16 protein-coding genes are annotated in these 13,918 nt (G+C 45.2%); 6 read left to right on the top strand and 10 right to left on the bottom strand.

The features are described 5' to 3' along the window. Positions 1 to 7 precede the first annotated feature (7 nt). The 3 genes from EHS89_RS01025 to EHS89_RS01015 all read right to left on the bottom strand — a co-directional run bounded on the left by EHS89_RS01025 (position 8) and on the right by EHS89_RS01015 (position 2,227). Positions 8 to 1,363 (bottom strand): ATP-binding protein, encoded by a 1,356-nt coding sequence (locus EHS89_RS01025; protein WP_211340267.1) that lies wholly within the window; start codon positions 1,361 to 1,363, stop codon positions 8 to 10. Further along, on the bottom strand, positions 1,360 to 1,980 hold the full coding sequence (locus tag EHS89_RS01020) for an A24 family peptidase (protein WP_124924248.1): 621 nt from the start codon (positions 1,978 to 1,980) through the stop codon (positions 1,360 to 1,362). Before EHS89_RS01020 ends, EHS89_RS01025 begins: the two co-directional genes overlap by 4 nt. A 61-nt stretch (positions 1,981 to 2,041) precedes the next feature. After that, positions 2,042 to 2,227, bottom strand: a complete 186-nt coding sequence (locus tag EHS89_RS01015; protein ID WP_124924247.1) for a Flp family type IVb pilin — start codon at positions 2,225 to 2,227, stop codon at positions 2,042 to 2,044. Positions 2,228 to 2,759: 532 nt separating this feature from the next. Between EHS89_RS01015 and EHS89_RS01010 the strand changes: the two genes are divergently transcribed. Further along, on the top strand, positions 2,760 to 3,377 hold the full coding sequence (locus EHS89_RS01010; RefSeq protein ID WP_170167378.1) for a helix-turn-helix transcriptional regulator: 618 nt from the start codon (positions 2,760 to 2,762) through the stop codon (positions 3,375 to 3,377). A gap of 21 nt (positions 3,378 to 3,398) precedes the next feature. On the opposite strand, the gene modC is transcribed toward EHS89_RS01010, so the two are convergent. From modC to modA, 3 genes are read right to left on the bottom strand one after another with little or no spacing between them, the layout of a single operon-like run. Next, positions 3,399 to 4,487, bottom strand: coding sequence for a molybdenum ABC transporter ATP-binding protein ModC (gene modC, locus EHS89_RS01005; protein WP_124924245.1), 1,089 nt, complete (start codon positions 4,485 to 4,487; stop codon positions 3,399 to 3,401). Then, positions 4,487 to 5,173: a molybdate ABC transporter permease subunit gene (modB, locus tag EHS89_RS01000; protein ID WP_124924244.1), complete on the bottom strand. Its 687-nt coding sequence runs from the start codon at positions 5,171 to 5,173 to the stop codon at positions 4,487 to 4,489. Before modB ends, modC begins: the two co-directional genes overlap by 1 nt. After that, positions 5,163 to 5,933 (bottom strand): molybdate ABC transporter substrate-binding protein, encoded by a 771-nt coding sequence (modA, locus tag EHS89_RS00995; RefSeq protein WP_124924243.1) that lies wholly within the window; start codon positions 5,931 to 5,933, stop codon positions 5,163 to 5,165. Before modA ends, modB begins: the two co-directional genes overlap by 11 nt. A gap of 126 nt (positions 5,934 to 6,059) precedes the next feature. Here modA and EHS89_RS00990 point away from each other — a divergent pair, with 126 nt between their 5' ends. Together EHS89_RS00990 and EHS89_RS00985 are read left to right on the top strand one after the other, a co-directional pair. Beyond that, positions 6,060 to 6,851 carry a TOBE domain-containing protein gene (locus EHS89_RS00990; protein WP_124924242.1) on the top strand — a complete coding sequence of 264 codons (792 nt, stop codon included), beginning with the start codon at positions 6,060 to 6,062 and terminating at the stop codon, positions 6,849 to 6,851. A gap of 100 nt (positions 6,852 to 6,951) precedes the next feature. Continuing rightward, the gene (locus EHS89_RS00985; RefSeq protein WP_124924241.1) at positions 6,952 to 7,794 is read left to right on the top strand and encodes a glycerol kinase; all 843 of its coding nucleotides are present in this window, start codon (positions 6,952 to 6,954) and stop codon (positions 7,792 to 7,794) included. Positions 7,795 to 7,816: 22 nt separating this feature from the next. Here EHS89_RS00985 and EHS89_RS00980 read toward each other — a convergent pair whose 3' ends face one another. From EHS89_RS00980 to EHS89_RS00970, 3 genes are all read right to left on the bottom strand, one after another. Then, entirely contained in the window at positions 7,817 to 8,434 is a 618-nt protein-coding gene (locus EHS89_RS00980) for a glutathione S-transferase family protein (RefSeq protein WP_124924240.1), read from the bottom strand. 15 nt (positions 8,435 to 8,449) lie between these two features. Beyond that, a complete protein-coding gene (locus EHS89_RS00975; protein WP_124924239.1) occupies positions 8,450 to 9,256 on the bottom strand; it encodes a hypothetical protein in 807 nt (268 codons plus the stop codon). Positions 9,257 to 9,411: 155 nt separating this feature from the next. Then, a complete protein-coding gene (locus EHS89_RS00970; RefSeq protein ID WP_124924238.1) occupies positions 9,412 to 9,654 on the bottom strand; it encodes a hypothetical protein in 243 nt (80 codons plus the stop codon). A 247-nt stretch (positions 9,655 to 9,901) separates the two neighbouring features. Here EHS89_RS00970 and EHS89_RS00965 point away from each other — a divergent pair, with 247 nt between their 5' ends. The 3 genes from EHS89_RS00965 to EHS89_RS00955 all read left to right on the top strand — a co-directional run bounded on the left by EHS89_RS00965 (position 9,902) and on the right by EHS89_RS00955 (position 12,392). Beyond that, positions 9,902 to 10,507, top strand: coding sequence for a DUF924 family protein (locus EHS89_RS00965; RefSeq protein WP_124924237.1), 606 nt, complete (start codon positions 9,902 to 9,904; stop codon positions 10,505 to 10,507). Between the two features lie 68 nt (positions 10,508 to 10,575). After that, positions 10,576 to 11,538, top strand: coding sequence for a GGDEF domain-containing protein (locus EHS89_RS00960; RefSeq protein ID WP_124924236.1), 963 nt, complete (start codon positions 10,576 to 10,578; stop codon positions 11,536 to 11,538). 65 nt (positions 11,539 to 11,603) lie between these two features. Then, positions 11,604 to 12,392, top strand: coding sequence for a glycerophosphodiester phosphodiesterase family protein (locus EHS89_RS00955; RefSeq protein WP_170167377.1), 789 nt, complete (start codon positions 11,604 to 11,606; stop codon positions 12,390 to 12,392). Here the strand turns inward: EHS89_RS00955 and EHS89_RS00950 are convergent, their stop codons facing one another. Beyond that, positions 12,393 to 13,820 carry an FGGY family carbohydrate kinase gene (locus EHS89_RS00950; RefSeq protein ID WP_124924234.1) on the bottom strand — a complete coding sequence of 476 codons (1,428 nt, stop codon included), beginning with the start codon at positions 13,818 to 13,820 and terminating at the stop codon, positions 12,393 to 12,395. Positions 13,821 to 13,918 lie beyond the last annotated feature (98 nt).

Here is a 13,918-nt window from a genome sequence, read left to right as displayed (position 1 = left end):
GGAAAAGCTAGCCGTTGAGTATTGGCTGTCCTTCCTGTTGTTCCAGCTTGACGAAGTAACTGTCCCATGCCCAGTCAAGCAGTTCGCGGGTCAGGGTTGTAGGGGTGCCCAGATACATCGCTTTATCCTGGGCTATACCGAGCAGATCCCTGGGGTGGCAGGGAAGCATTGAGCGATGCTCTCGTTGGTAGTGGTTTTCAAACAGATAAGAAAGCAGTTCCGGCGAGCAGGTGATCTGTTTCTCCTCGCATACCTGATTCCAGATAGCGGTAAAGTCAGCCTGATCCAGAGTATCGAAATATATTTTATGGCCTATTCTTCGAAGAAAAGCCATGTCGCCCAGCTCGAGTGGATTGATATTAGTAGAAAAAACCAGGATGACGTTGAACGGTATTTCAAAGTTGTGGCCGTTGCCAAGGCTTAGATGATCAATCTTCTCTTCCATCGGCACGATCCAGCGATTAAAAAGATCGGCAGGGGATACCCGCTGGCGACCCATATCATCGATTATAAACATACCGTTGTTTGCTTTAACTTGTAGTGGCGCACGATAGAGATGGGTTGAGTTATCGTATTGTACTTCCAGCATGTCGAGCGTTAGCTCACCACCACTTATAACAATTGGGCGCTGGCAGAGCTGGAAACGTGTATCGTAACCTGATTTAAATAGCAGGCTCGGGGCTTTGCTATCAGCGTTGGCTGGCAGTACTTTGTGGACTAGCGGATCAAATAGCTGGATTACGGTCTCATTAACCGATATCGCATGGGGTATAAGACACTGGTCGGTTAATAGCCCGGTTAGTCGCTGTGATATGTATGTTTTTCCTGTACCAGAGGGGCCGTAAATGACTATTGATCGTCCGGAATTAAGTGCAGGCCCAAGTTGATCCAGTAGTGAGTCTTTAATGACAACATCTTTAAATGCAGAGTGCGTCAGTTCATGTGTAATTTGAGTGTCATGCACGGATTGTGCAAGAACTATCTGTTCATAAAATGCCAGAGGAACAGGCGCAGGGCCGATATAGCCACTTTTATTCAGTGCATCAAACGCTGCGACCCGCCCGAGGTCGGTCAGACTGTAATGCAGTTCCTGGCCTCTGCCTAGTTTGGGTAGAACTTCTAATCGCGCTTCCTGGCGTAGATAGCTAAGTAGTTCCTCTATCACTGATCCGGGTATGGTCAGCCGCTTTACCAGCTCTGATATGGTCAGCGCACCTGAATCATAGAGGTGCTTGCTAAGTAGTTCACTCAGAAAAAGTTTTGATAAGCCGGTGTCTTCTATTGTCTTGGGTTTGGGTGCCAGATCTGCCAGTGAGGTCATGGTATCCAGAGACAGAGCGGTAGTGTTAGATGAATCGCTCATAACAAACCTCCGGTGAGGGCCAGCTGGCTAGCCAGCAGGGCTTTAATATGGATAAAACTAAAGATTGAGTGTTGAGAAAGTGCGGTAAAGCTGCCAGCAGAAATTGCCAGCGCGTAGGGGAACCGGGTATTGGTTAATTCTTGCGCTTGATGGTTCGGTCTGACGATGGTTTTAGTCGCGATGAAAATCTGAATACTGTCTAAATAGCTATGTAGAATATCAAGGGTTTTCCTGAACCCAACATGGAATAATGCTTTGTATAGAAGAATAACCAGAGCCAGTATTCCGCCAATAATCAGAGTGAACATGGCAGCAAAAAAAGTTTCCTGGGGGCCCAGAATAGCCCCCAGTGAGGCAAGCATTTTGACATCACCGGCGGCCATCCCTTTAAGAATGTAGAAAGGTAAAAACAGCAGGAAACCGCAAGCTACACCTGCGGTGCCATAAATCAGGCCAATCAAACCGTCATTAATAAGCTGAACTGCGAGGCCTATAGAAAGAAATGAGAGACAAATAAAATTTGGTATCTTATGCCATTTCATGTCGATTAAAATTACCACCGCCATCAGGAGAAGCGTTAGTGTTAGAAGTAGTTCAGTAATTAATGTATGTACCATAACAACTTCTCCTGTAACGGTTGATGTCAGACTAATGAATCAAGATTGTTTTTTGCTACCACTAAGTTGCATTGATTGCGTTAGTGATGCCGGTTATTTCACCATTCACTGCGGTACCAAGATTTCGGAATGCCAGAATAACCGCTGCACCGACTAAGCCGCCGGCAATAGCATATTCCACGGTTGTCAGACCATCTTCGTCCTGGATGAAAAGCTTGATTTGTTGCTTGAGTGTTTGAATAGTCATTTGTCTATCCCCGTTAATTTGAGTCGTTGTTCCTGACGCCTATATCGACACGTCGCTTTCTGGCTACAGGAGGTAACAGGAAATTTAGATATTCATACCAATAACCGATAGGATTTTTTTGAAATATATTAGGATTATTTTGTTTGAATCTGGCTTTGAGTTTCTATATGAATTTTGTTCAAGATCTATAATGTCGCTTTTCCCTGTAATGAATCTAAGCTTATATATCACTAAAGATGTTTAAATGAGCTCTGATATAGAGCGATATAGAACGCTGTATTTAATAAGATTTTGCTAGGGAGGGTTGAATCGAAGGATAATATGTATGTCTATGAAGATGACAATGAGCTGGCTTGATCTAAGGAGTTCTGATGATATTTCACCACTGCTTCAGCAGTTTGATAATAGATATCAGATAACCAGGTTCATACGACAGCAGTTAACAATAGAGACATTGCTACAATGTAAAGCAGATATAATTTGCTTTGAATACGATTATCCTGATATTCCCAGTCTAAATTTATTACAGGAGATGCATAACCTGTATCCAGACTCACCTATTCTGATGTTTACTGAACAGCATTCGGAAGCTTTAGCTGTATGGGCATTTAGGACAGGTGTCTGGGATTACTTTGTTTTGCCATTATCTGAATCTGTTATAGCTGAAGTTATCAACTCTTTAAGTAATGCTAATGAATTTTGTTTTTCATTACGCCAACAGTTCGAACAATCGGGTCATGTGCGTTTACCTGATGAGGTAAGGTTTCGGGCACCGCCTGTCAGCCAGCAACAGCTACAGCCTGCGCTAAACTATCTTGAGATTCACTATAGTCAGAAAATGACGGAAGAAGATCTGGCTAAATTATGTAGTCTGACTGTTAGTCAGTTCAGTCGACAGTTTAAGCAGGCTTTTGATATTACATTTCAGGAGTATCTTGTTAACTATCGATTAACTGAATCGGCCAGATTGCTTCAAAATCCGGCAGCTTCTATTTCAGACATAGCTTATTCGGTTGGTTTTAATGATCCATCCTATTATGCAAGAGCGTTCAAAAAGTACCTCGGAGTGACTCCTTCCCGGTTCAGGCAGTTGTTGAAAGAAAACAATCAACCCGATGCGGTTGCTTGTGAGTTGCTTAAGACAGCCTGACTTTTCATTTTATCTGAGAGCTTAAAGGCCCGGAACCCGATCTTTTGGCGTTACACTCATGCCTTTTATCTGGGCAAAAATGGTTTGCCCTTTAGCTAAACCCAGTTCATCAGCAGCCCAACGTGTGATGCTGGATTTTATCTGTATTCTCCCTGCCTGCAGATTAACAAGGCATGTATCCCCACTATCGGAATACTCTATTGAGTCAACAGTCATTGATAATATATTCCTGATTGAACTCTGTTCAGATGGTTGCTTTACCAGCGATACATCTTTGGCATAAATACGTAAGCGGACCGGTGTTTTCTCAGTAGCATCTATGCGGGTTGTCCAGAGTGAAAGATTGTTATCCAGCGCCAGAGCGGTCATCGCATAGTCGGGATGCTGATGGCTTAGCTTAGCCTCTAGCACTACGCTGGCATCCTGCTCTGCTTGCCAGGGGGTCATTTGAGGAGAGCTCCAGACCTCTGCCAAAGGGCCATTGGCAATGATTTTGCCCTGATCAATTAGAATAAGCTGGTCTGCTAAGCGTAAAATCTCATCCAGGCTATGGCTGACATAAAGAATAGGGATGTTAACTTCTGTTGTTAACTGTTCCAGATAGGGCATCAGCTCAGCTTTTCTGGGGGTATCCAGAGAAGCCAGGGGTTCATCCATCAGTAACATTGAAGGGTTGCTTAACAGGGCTCTGCCAATCGCGACACGTTGTTTCTCTCCGCCGGATAGCGATGCCGGATAGCGTTGTAGTAGTGGTTCAATTCCAAGCAGACGGGTAATAATTTTAAATTGGTCCGGATCCTTTTCTTTATTGCCGTAGTTCAGGTTCGTTATCACTTTCAGGTGAGGAAATAGCCGGGCATCCTGAAATACATAGCCGATATGACGTTGTTCAGGAGGTCGGTTGATTTTTTGTTTGCTATCAAACACCCGGTTGTTGCCGATGGTTATACTACCGCCGTCAGGTGTTAACAAACCGGCAATCAGATTGATAAGTGAGGTTTTACCTGAACCTGAGCGGCCAAAGAGGGCTGTTATCCCCTGCTCAGGGAGATGAATATCTGTCTCTATTGCTAAAGTTCCCAGCTGTTTTTTTATCTGGATGGTCAGCATCAGTGTGAGAACCTCTGTTGTACCCGTTTACTGAGCCAGTCAGCAAGCAGTAATGATGTCAGTGCCAGAATAATTGCGATAATACATAATCGAGCGGCTTCTGCTTCGGCGCCGGGTGTTTCTATAAAACTGAACATCGCTAGTGGCAATGTACGGGTCTCTCCGGGTATGTTGGATACAAAGGTGATGGTGGCACCGAATTCGCCAATACATCTGGCAAATGCCAACACTGTGCCGGCCAGAATGCCTGGTGTTGTTAAAGGTAGGCTGATGGTAAAAAACACTTTCAAAGGGTTGGCCCCTAGTGTTCTGGCAGCTTGTTCATATTTAATGTCTATGTTTTCCAATGACAGGCGAATTGCTTTTACTAAGAGTGGAAAAGCGACAATCGCCGCGGCCAGTGCTGCCCCACGCCAACTGAAACTGAATGACCAGCCAAACCACTGATTTAGCGCACTACCAATAATACCTTGCTTTCCCATGCTAACGAGCAACAGATAGCCGATGACGACAGGTGGCAGAACCAGCGGCAGATGAATCAAACTATCTAGCAGGCTTTTTCCAGGAAACTGATAACGCGCCAATACCCAGGCAAGTAATATCCCGGGGGGCAGGCTGAAAAGTACTGCTATGCCAGATACTTTCAGACTAAGCAGTAGTGCACTTATTTCATATTCACTGAGCATCAGCTTTGATCTCTTCGGACATTATGAATCCATAGCGAGTAAAGATTGCCCGGGCCTGGGGGGAAAATAGAAAGTTGTATAGTTGTAGAGCTTCTGGCTGATGATTGGCTACCAGTGCAATGGGATAACTAATGGGCTGATGCAGGCTTTCGGGTATAAGGCTGATAATACGGCTGTGCTGACTTTGTATCGCGTCAGTGCGATATACAATTCCGTAAGGGGTTTCTCCACGCTCGACTAAAAGCAGAGTGCTACGTACATTCTGTCCCCGGGCCAGCTTTAATTTAAGGGACTCCCATAACTGCAGGCTCTGTAACGCTTGTTTGGTGTAAATACCCGCTGGTACATGATCCGGATCGGCGATGGCCAGATAGTCATTATTGAGCTTGCTAGGTAGACTCTTCAGAGTAACCGGTTGTGTTCCTGTAAAGTTGCTGGCAATCAGTGCAAGGCTGTTTTGTAAGAGAGGTTTGATGCTAGCGTTATTCACTGATCGCTGTTCGGATAGATAATCCATCCAGCGGTGATTGGCTGCTATATAGATATCAGCAGGTGCGCCCGAGGCTATCTGACGTGCCAAAGCGGAAGATGCTGCGTAGGAGCTTATCACTTTTGTGTTGGACTCTTTCTGATAAGCTGCGGCGACTTCATTCATCGCATTTGTCAGCGAAGAGGCTGCAAATACAGTAAGTGGGCGGGCATAAAGTGCGGGTGACGCCCAGCTTAGCCAGAAACACAGCGAGGTTATAAATAGTTTCATATGAAGAAAAGGTACCAGTGCCAGTTTTAACGAACTATAGCGGTATGTAGTTAACTTTATAGCGTATCGCTGTATACTAGCCTTTATAGCGAGTCTGTACCAGTCCCCCAAAAGAGATATCTACTTATGAAGCTTGATGCTCAACTGATTTTGAACTCAGAACAACGGATGTTCGCTAATCCACGTCGAATGAAGCTGTTAGCGGCTATCGCTGAGGTTGGATCGGTAAGCCAGGGGGCTAAATTGTCCGGAATGAGCTATAAGGCTGCCTGGGATGCGGTCAGGGATATGAATGATCGTGCTGAGCAACCATTGATTGAGCTTGCCGTTGGAGGGAAAGGTGGTGGCGGTGCGAGTCTCACACCGATAGGGGAGCGACTGATTAAGCTTTATAGTCTGTTAACTGAAATACAAAGTCGCGCCCTCAAGTCACTTATGGATGAATCAGTTCCCCTGGATAGTCTGCTGGCTGCGGTCACACGTTTTTCAGCACAAAATAGTGCCCGTAACCAATTTATAGGTCGGGTAACAGCAATAAAGCGATCGGGCATAAATGATTACATTAATATTGAGCTTAATTCTGGGTTAACTTTGGCTAGTGAGGTGACTCAGAGAAGTAGTGAAAAGTTAAAGCTTTACCCCGGACGTGAGGTGCTCGCGATGATAAAAGCGCCCTCGGTCAGGTTACTATCAGAAACTGATGTGCTAGACGCTGGCAATCAAAATATATTTTCCGGCACGTTAATTAGTCACTCAGTTCTGAGCCAACAGCATGAATTAATAGTTCAAATTGCTACAGACCAGACCATTTGCTTGATGCTAGAGCTTGATGAGTGTAAAGCTGAATTTGAATTGGGCCAGGTGCTAAACGTGGCAATTGATTCTACTCAGATTCTGCTGGCGACTATGGATGAATAAGAAAATTGTTTTGACCAAAATCGTTAGATATCACAGTATCTAATACCAATAACGATGTTAGCAATATAACGCTACGGAATTCACGTGTGGAACAGAGGCAATGACAAAGAGTCCGAAGCAACTATCGACCTCTTCGCTGGCTAAAAAACTAGCTAAAACAACCCGGCAGATGTTTGCTGAGTTGGAAGCGCTTGGCTGGATAAAGCGTGATAATGAAAAATGGACATTGACCGCTAAAGGCGAGTTTGAGCAGGGCAGCTATAGAGAAAGTGACAAGTTTGGTCGTTATATTGTCTGGCCTGAGTCGGTATTGAGCCATCGTGCACTGATCAATCCGGAAGACAGCTATACCAGTGCTAAAGGGTTGGGACTTAAAACCGGACGCTCTGTTGCCACTATAAACCGGTTACTGGCAGAGCTGGGTTGGATTAGACCCTGGCTACGAGGCTGGCAAGTGACTGATAGTGGTGTGGCTGTTGGAGGTGTTCAGAAAGAAGACTCTCGTACCGCAATCCCCTATGTTTCATGGCCGAAGCGGTTGACTGAAGATGCTGTTTTTAAACGTAACTTGAAACAGTTTGATAGCTACATTACCGCCGTAACGAGTATCAGTGGTTGCAGTGCTTTAGATGGGCACCTGTTACGTTCAGAAGCGGAAGTGAAAATAGATAACTGGCTGTACCTGTCAGGAATCATTCATGCGTGTAAAAGGTATCTACCGATAGTAGAGCAAGCCCAGGCAGATTTTTACTTACCCGATGGTCAACTTTATATTGAGTTCTGGGGCAGTGAAAATGATCCTGCGTATCTGGCTGAAAAAATGCGCAAGAAGAGCCTGTATCAGGCAAATAACCTAAATCTGTTAGAGCTTCAGGAAAGCGATTTAGATGATCTGGATGAGCGCTTGCCCAGAGCTCTGCGAAAATTTGGTATTGAGTGCTAGCTATGGTCATTAATAACCTGTGTCAGGGGATCTGCATTCCCCTTTGAACAAATTCAATATTGGCCATGCGTTCCATCCACTGCTGAACATGTGGGTAGTCACGGGGTTGAATCCCCTGCCAGTCACAGCGGCAAGCCCATGGATAGACTGCAAAGTCGGCGATGCTGAGTTCCTGATCAATAATAAACTGGTTACCGGACAACTGCTGGTCCAGTACGCTCCATAGACGCCGGCTTTCATCACTGTAGCGTTTAATTGCGTAGGGAATAGTCTCTTTGGCAAAACGATTGAAGTGGTGTGCCTGTCCTAACATGGGACCGAATCCACCCATCTGCCACATTAGCCACTGTAGACACTGTAGTCGTTTGGTTGGATCCGTCGGTATGAAATCGCCGGTTTTTTCTGCCAGATAAAGCAAAATAGCGCCACTTTCAAAGAGCTTGATGGTTGTATCATCAGGTCCTTCATCATCGATAATGGCCGGAATGCGGTTGTTAGGGCTGATAGCCAGAAAGTCCGGCTCGAACTGATCCCTAGCGGTAATATCGACAGGGTGTACCATATAGGGCAATCCGGTCGCTTCCAGCATAATGGATACTTTTCGGCCATTGGGGGTACCCCAGGTATACAGATCTATCATGTGGATCTCCCGACGTTATTGATTGGCAAAATGATTGTAGATACTGATGAGCTCTGCATTGGTAAAAGTTACGATGATGAGCTCCTGGCCTGGATTGATCAGATCTGGATTTCGCCCAAGAATACCTTTTTCAAAATTATAGACATAGGTATCTTTTACTTTCCTGTCTAATATTGCGCCGAGAAAAGAACTGGTGCTGTTAGTGAGTCGTTCATCTGCTGATTTTGGAATAGTCGCGCTTATCAGGCTGCTATCTAACTGAATGCCTTGTGCAAACGTATGGATCAGTCCGCTCTGAATGATGCCCCACAAGCCTTGTCGGTCGCTATTAGTGACGCCATGGATATAGAATAGTTTACCGGAAGTGTCATCCGGATCATTCAATAATTCCTGCAGCTTTATCTGATCAGCCAGAGCTAACTGTATACCATTGTTTATTACTTCTTGGGTATTCATTTGAGTACTGGACTGTGAAGTGCTCTGTTGGCCAATTTTTTCGAGTTGAACGCCAAAACTACTGGCGTTGCCATCAGAGATGACTTCAGTCGTGGCCTGAGTTATGGCTTTGGCTGCGGGAATTTTTAACAGTTGGTCTTTACTAACGAAATGGTTGGCCTGTTCTATCGGGATAACGTTTTCAGGAGCGGGAGTCAGATTATCAATATGGCGTTGAGCGGCAATTTTAGACAGCTCGTCGGGTTGAATTCTGGGCTGATTCAGGGGTTGATTCAGCGCTTGCTCCGATTGTTTCTGGTTCTCCTGATAGAGATATCCAGCGATGCCCGCTACAACCAGTAACACCAGAACGATAAAGGTACGCATCTGTGACTCCTTTTTAAGATCATTGCTGCTTAACAGAGTTTAATTAGATCTGAAGGTTCAGACTAAAACAGATTTAAGTAAGAAAAAAGAGGTAAAGGGGATTGGGCTGGGCTACACCAGAGTGGGAGATTACTCTGGTGCATGGTATATCGCTGTTACTGCAGTTGTTGCCAACTAACGGCGCCGACAAAAATCGAACTGGCGTCAGGGATCAGATCCACAAAAGACCAGGCGTCTTTCATTTCAATATCCAGTTGTTTTACTTTTTTCTCTTCCGCAACTTCCAAACGCAGTTCCGTTCCATCATCAGTGGTACCGGTAAATACCAGTACGCCGTTGCGTACGCGACTCAGGTTCATTTGCGTGTCGTTGTATGTGTACAGGTCACTCATGGACATCTGTAGTTCCTCCGGATTGTTTTTATTTTTAGAATGGTAAAACCATTCCCTTAATCGAGCTTATTGAGATAAGCCCTGATGGGAGAGAAGCTAAAATTATCCATAAGAAAATTGAGGTTAAAAGCGATACTTAAATATTTCATATATTAATTGATTTGTATCATTATTTAAGAGTGGCTGTGTACTTAATCCCGACTTGATAGTTCTTCTATACTACGAGCAACGAAAGTTTAAGTGGGTTGGGGTTATGACGGAGCAGATCGAGGAAGTACTGCAGTTTTGGTTTGGTGAGTTAGACCGGGGTTTTCCTGTGACCGATCGTAAAAAACTGTGGTGGTTTGGCGATGACAGCATGGATAAATTAATTTCTGAGTTGTTTGGCCATCAGGTACGACAGGCTCTATGGGGGCAGTTGGATGACTGGGCGGGACAGCCTCGTGGACGGTTGGCACTGATTATCCTGTTGGATCAGTTTACGCGGAGTATCTATCGGGGCGCTGCCGATGCTTTTTCTGGTGATGTCAGAGCTGAGCAGTTATGCCGCCAGGGTATAAAGCTAGGGCATGATACGGTACTAGAAGAAAGTGAAAAGCTTTTTTTCTACATGCCATTAGAGCATTCGGAAGACCTGACAGCACAAGATTTGTGCATTAGTCAGATGGAAGGAATGTTATGTTCAACCCCGAGAGAGCTGCGACATCATATTGATAATGCCCTGGATTTTGCAAATGAACATCGGGATATGATTGTAAGGTTTGGCCGTTTTCCCCATCGTAATAAGATTCTTAACAGGGCTTCATCACCTGAAGAGCTGTCTTATCTGAATCAGCCACATAAACGCTATGGGCAGTAGGGGTTTGCATCGTTTTTGAAAAAGGTATTTACTGGCATATAAGGGTGCCATTACAAGGAAAGCGGATCGTGATTAATACAAAAGAGTCTGATAATAAAAGTCGGATACAGACGATTGTTATTTTGATGATTTCTCTCTTAGTGTTTGCTGCAATATTTGTAGGAATACGCTCTTATGAAGAGAGGGTTGCTGTACAGGCTGTGCGTCTGGCGGTAGAGCACCGGGTTGATGAAGTGGATTATGAACTTGCCGGTCAGGCTAAAAATATCAATGCGTTATGGGCGGTCTACGGCCCACAGAGCGAGCTAACCCAGGATGAATTCTTTAGCCTCGCTGATCCTATAGTGGAAAGCCACCATACATTTTTGCCGCTGTTTATTTCTTTAATGGGGGGAGGACTTACTTTTGTGTTGTTAGGTATGGCGATGAATATGTCGGGTCGTACCCGGGAGTTTCATAAGACGATTGAATACAAAGATATGGAGTTGCAGCTGAGCCAGCAGAAACTGGCCTCGGTTGCCATTTTGGACGAGTTGACCGGACTGACAAACCAGCGTCACTTTCAGCAATTACTGGATACTGAGTGCCGGCGTGCGGTGCGTGAGTTCAGCCCTTTGACGTTATTGCTGATTGAAGTCGACCCTAAAGAGCTGGACCAACAGCCTGAAGGTTTTGCAGAACAGCAGGTTTGTCAGATTGCTGAATTATTAAAAAAAGCAATTTCACGTCCAGGTGATCTGGTTGCGCGGATAGGCGAGCAGCGCTTTGCATTGCTGTTACCTGCAACGAATGAGCAATCTCCGGTACTGGCTGAACGGTTATGCCAGCAGGCGCGGGAAATTGAGATCAGTGGTAAGCAACTCAGCATCAGCATTGGTATCTGCACTATGCAGCCATCAGCGTTGTTAACGGCTGAGTATATTTCTGAACAAACTCTTGGTGCGTTGAATCAGGCGATCGCCAGTGGTCGGGACCAGGTATGTGCTCAGGCAGAAGGACCGCTTGAAATCCCGGTTACTTATTCAGGTTAAAATAACGGTTTAAGCCATATTTTGTAGATTACTTTTGCTTACTGATTCTGGTCATGGAGGATGTTTTGAATAAGTTGCCCGGCTCTGGTAATTACATTGATTCACTCCTGTCAGATCGTTTGATTGCACATCGAGGCTATGCCGCCCGCTATCCGGAAAACTCACTGCTGGCTGTAGAAAGGTCGATCGCTAAAGGGGCAAAATTTGTTGAAGTTGACCTTCAGTTAACGGCAGATCTGCAGCCAGTTCTGTACCATGACCGGGATATGCAACGATTGTCAGGAGCGGAAAACAAAATACAACTGCTAACTTATGATGAGTTGGAGCGTTATAGCCTGCATAACCCGGTGGCCTTTGGTGATAAATTTGAAGATGAGCCCATTGCGCACCTGCAACACCTGGTAAATCTGATTCTGTATCATCCTGAGGTAACTTTTTTTCTTGAATATAAACGCATCTCTTTGGAAACCTTTGGTACAGAGGCCTTTTTAAACTCAACTTTACCGCTATTAGAACTGGTGAAAAAACAGGTTGTATTAATCAGCTTTTCATCATCTTTAGTCGGCCGGGCGATGGACAGTGGTTGGCGTACAGGGTGGGTGTCTTGTCAGTTTCCGGCTTCAGATTGGTATAAACAGTTTTCGTCAAAACCGGAATATCTTTTTCTTAATTACCTTTGTCTTGGTGATGCTGATTTATTGCATGAAAAAGAACAATGGCCCGAGGTACTTGTTGCTTTCTATGAGATTAATGATGTGCAACTGGCCCGACAGCTATTTCAGCGCGGGGCTGATCTGATCGAAACCTTTTCGATTTCCTCCATGCGTAAAGTTCTGATGAATCAGAAAGGTTAGTTATAGTTCGTCTCTTACCTCATCAAGATGCTTATTAAATGCCTTGCTCCAGTTGCGGTAGCGCTGCTTCAGGGCAGTATTAGTATTAGGAGTGAAACGCTGCTCCGGTTCCATTTGCCGTATGCTGTTATTCAGGGTTAACCAGGCGGCTCCCATTGCGGTTATTTCCTGCTGTTTATATCTGAGGACAGGTAACCCACTCAGATCAGCTAACCCCTGGCAAAGGCTATTTAGCTGGCTGATACCACCGCCAATAATTATCTTCTCAGGCGGGGGAAGTGCTGACATTGCTTCAATATTGCGCAGAATAAGAAAAATGATACTTTCCATTACGCCCACAAGTCTGGCTTTAGGTTCCTCTTCCTCACCGATCCAGCAAGAACGTTCAATCGGACACCAGTCCGGGGATCCTACCCCACCAACCATATTCATAAACAGAGGAGGATCCGGATATTCTGTTTGCCACTTGTCAAGCTGTCGACTGTGAGGGCGGCAGATATTAAATGCCCACTCCAGTGCATTTGCGGCACCGTTTATAGTTGCTTCCGCGCTAAAAAGGGGTTGTCTTGCTGCCAGAATCGTGTGGTGAAGAAGTCGCTCTTGTGGCTGCAATCCAGGCGTATCCAATATTCGATTAAGAAAACCACCACTGCCCAGGTTGATATATAAGTTCTCAGGGGAAGGGGTACCAAAAGCAAATAAAGCGGCCGCCTGATCGCCACTGACAAAGGTAAGCGGGAGTTCGCAGCCCGGCAGCTTAAGGTTGCCATAGTTATGCTGACAGGGTTTTATATCGGGGAGCAGCGACTCGGGAATCTGAAATAGCTCTAATAACTCAGGATGCCAGCTTTTATCATTAATCGAATAAAGCATGGTTCGGGCAGCGGTAACACCATCAATCTGATCCGTTTGTTCGTGTAGGAGATTTTTTATTAGCCAGGCAGCGATAGGGCCGCCTTTGATACGGTGTAACGCTTTACTGAAGTTATTATGCTCAAGACACCAGCGTAATTTTGATGCGGGCAAATGCGCATTAGGGTAGAGGCCGGTCAGTTGTCTTAGTAGTGGGGCCAGAGGCGCTAGCTCTTCAAGATAATGCACACCACGTCTGTCCTGCCAACTGATTACAGGCGTCAAAGGTTCACCTGTATCGGCATCCCAGCAGAGTGTACTGGATCGTTGAGTGATTAAAGATGCACTTTTCAGGCGGCGGCGGTCTGCAGAGTTTAACTTACTGATCGATTCCAAAGCTGCGCGTTTTAACGATATTAATATCTGCTCCGGCGACTGTTCAGCCCGGTTGGGTGGTGTTAGTTGAATCTTTATCCGCACTTGTGCCTGACTTAAACAGTTACCAAAACGATCAAATATCATCGCTCTGCTGCTTTGGCTTCCTTGGTCCATCACCAGACAGAGATCAGAATGCATACCAGTTTTCCATCGCAGATGTCATAAAGATTGCCCCTTTAAATTCGCTATTTTTTCTTATGCTCGGCGAAACAGAGAGTGTAAAATCTGCTCTGAAT

Origin of the sequence: Amphritea balenae, from assembly GCF_003858655.1 — a bacterium.
GTDB lineage: Bacteria > Pseudomonadota > Gammaproteobacteria > Pseudomonadales > Balneatricaceae > Amphritea > Amphritea balenae.
Note: the sequence above shows the minus strand (reverse complement) of the source record. Positions and strands in the feature narration are given on the sequence as shown.

Excerpts from the sequence above, each read along its gene's own strand:
- EHS89_RS01025 (WP_211340267.1), bottom strand. The coding sequence starts at position 1,363 with ATGAGCGATTCATCTAACACTACCGCTCTGTCTCTGGATACCATGACC.
- EHS89_RS01020 (WP_124924248.1), bottom strand. The coding sequence starts at position 1,980 with ATGGTACATACATTAATTACTGAACTACTTCTAACACTAACGCTTCTC.
- EHS89_RS01015 (WP_124924247.1), bottom strand. The coding sequence starts at position 2,227 with ATGACTATTCAAACACTCAAGCAACAAATCAAGCTTTTCATCCAGGAC.
- EHS89_RS01010 (WP_170167378.1), top strand. The coding sequence starts at position 2,760 with ATGCATAACCTGTATCCAGACTCACCTATTCTGATGTTTACTGAACAG.
- modC (WP_124924245.1), bottom strand. The coding sequence starts at position 4,487 with ATGCTGACCATCCAGATAAAAAAACAGCTGGGAACTTTAGCAATAGAG.
- modB (WP_124924244.1), bottom strand. The coding sequence starts at position 5,173 with ATGCTCAGTGAATATGAAATAAGTGCACTACTGCTTAGTCTGAAAGTA.
- modA (WP_124924243.1), bottom strand. The coding sequence starts at position 5,933 with ATGAAACTATTTATAACCTCGCTGTGTTTCTGGCTAAGCTGGGCGTCA.
- EHS89_RS00990 (WP_124924242.1), top strand. The coding sequence starts at position 6,060 with ATGAAGCTTGATGCTCAACTGATTTTGAACTCAGAACAACGGATGTTC.
- EHS89_RS00985 (WP_124924241.1), top strand. The coding sequence starts at position 6,952 with ATGACAAAGAGTCCGAAGCAACTATCGACCTCTTCGCTGGCTAAAAAA.
- EHS89_RS00980 (WP_124924240.1), bottom strand. The coding sequence starts at position 8,434 with ATGATAGATCTGTATACCTGGGGTACCCCCAATGGCCGAAAAGTATCC.
- EHS89_RS00975 (WP_124924239.1), bottom strand. The coding sequence starts at position 9,256 with ATGCGTACCTTTATCGTTCTGGTGTTACTGGTTGTAGCGGGCATCGCT.
- EHS89_RS00970 (WP_124924238.1), bottom strand. The coding sequence starts at position 9,654 with ATGTCCATGAGTGACCTGTACACATACAACGACACGCAAATGAACCTG.
- EHS89_RS00965 (WP_124924237.1), top strand. The coding sequence starts at position 9,902 with ATGACGGAGCAGATCGAGGAAGTACTGCAGTTTTGGTTTGGTGAGTTA.
- EHS89_RS00950 (WP_124924234.1), bottom strand. The coding sequence starts at position 13,820 with ATGCATTCTGATCTCTGTCTGGTGATGGACCAAGGAAGCCAAAGCAGC.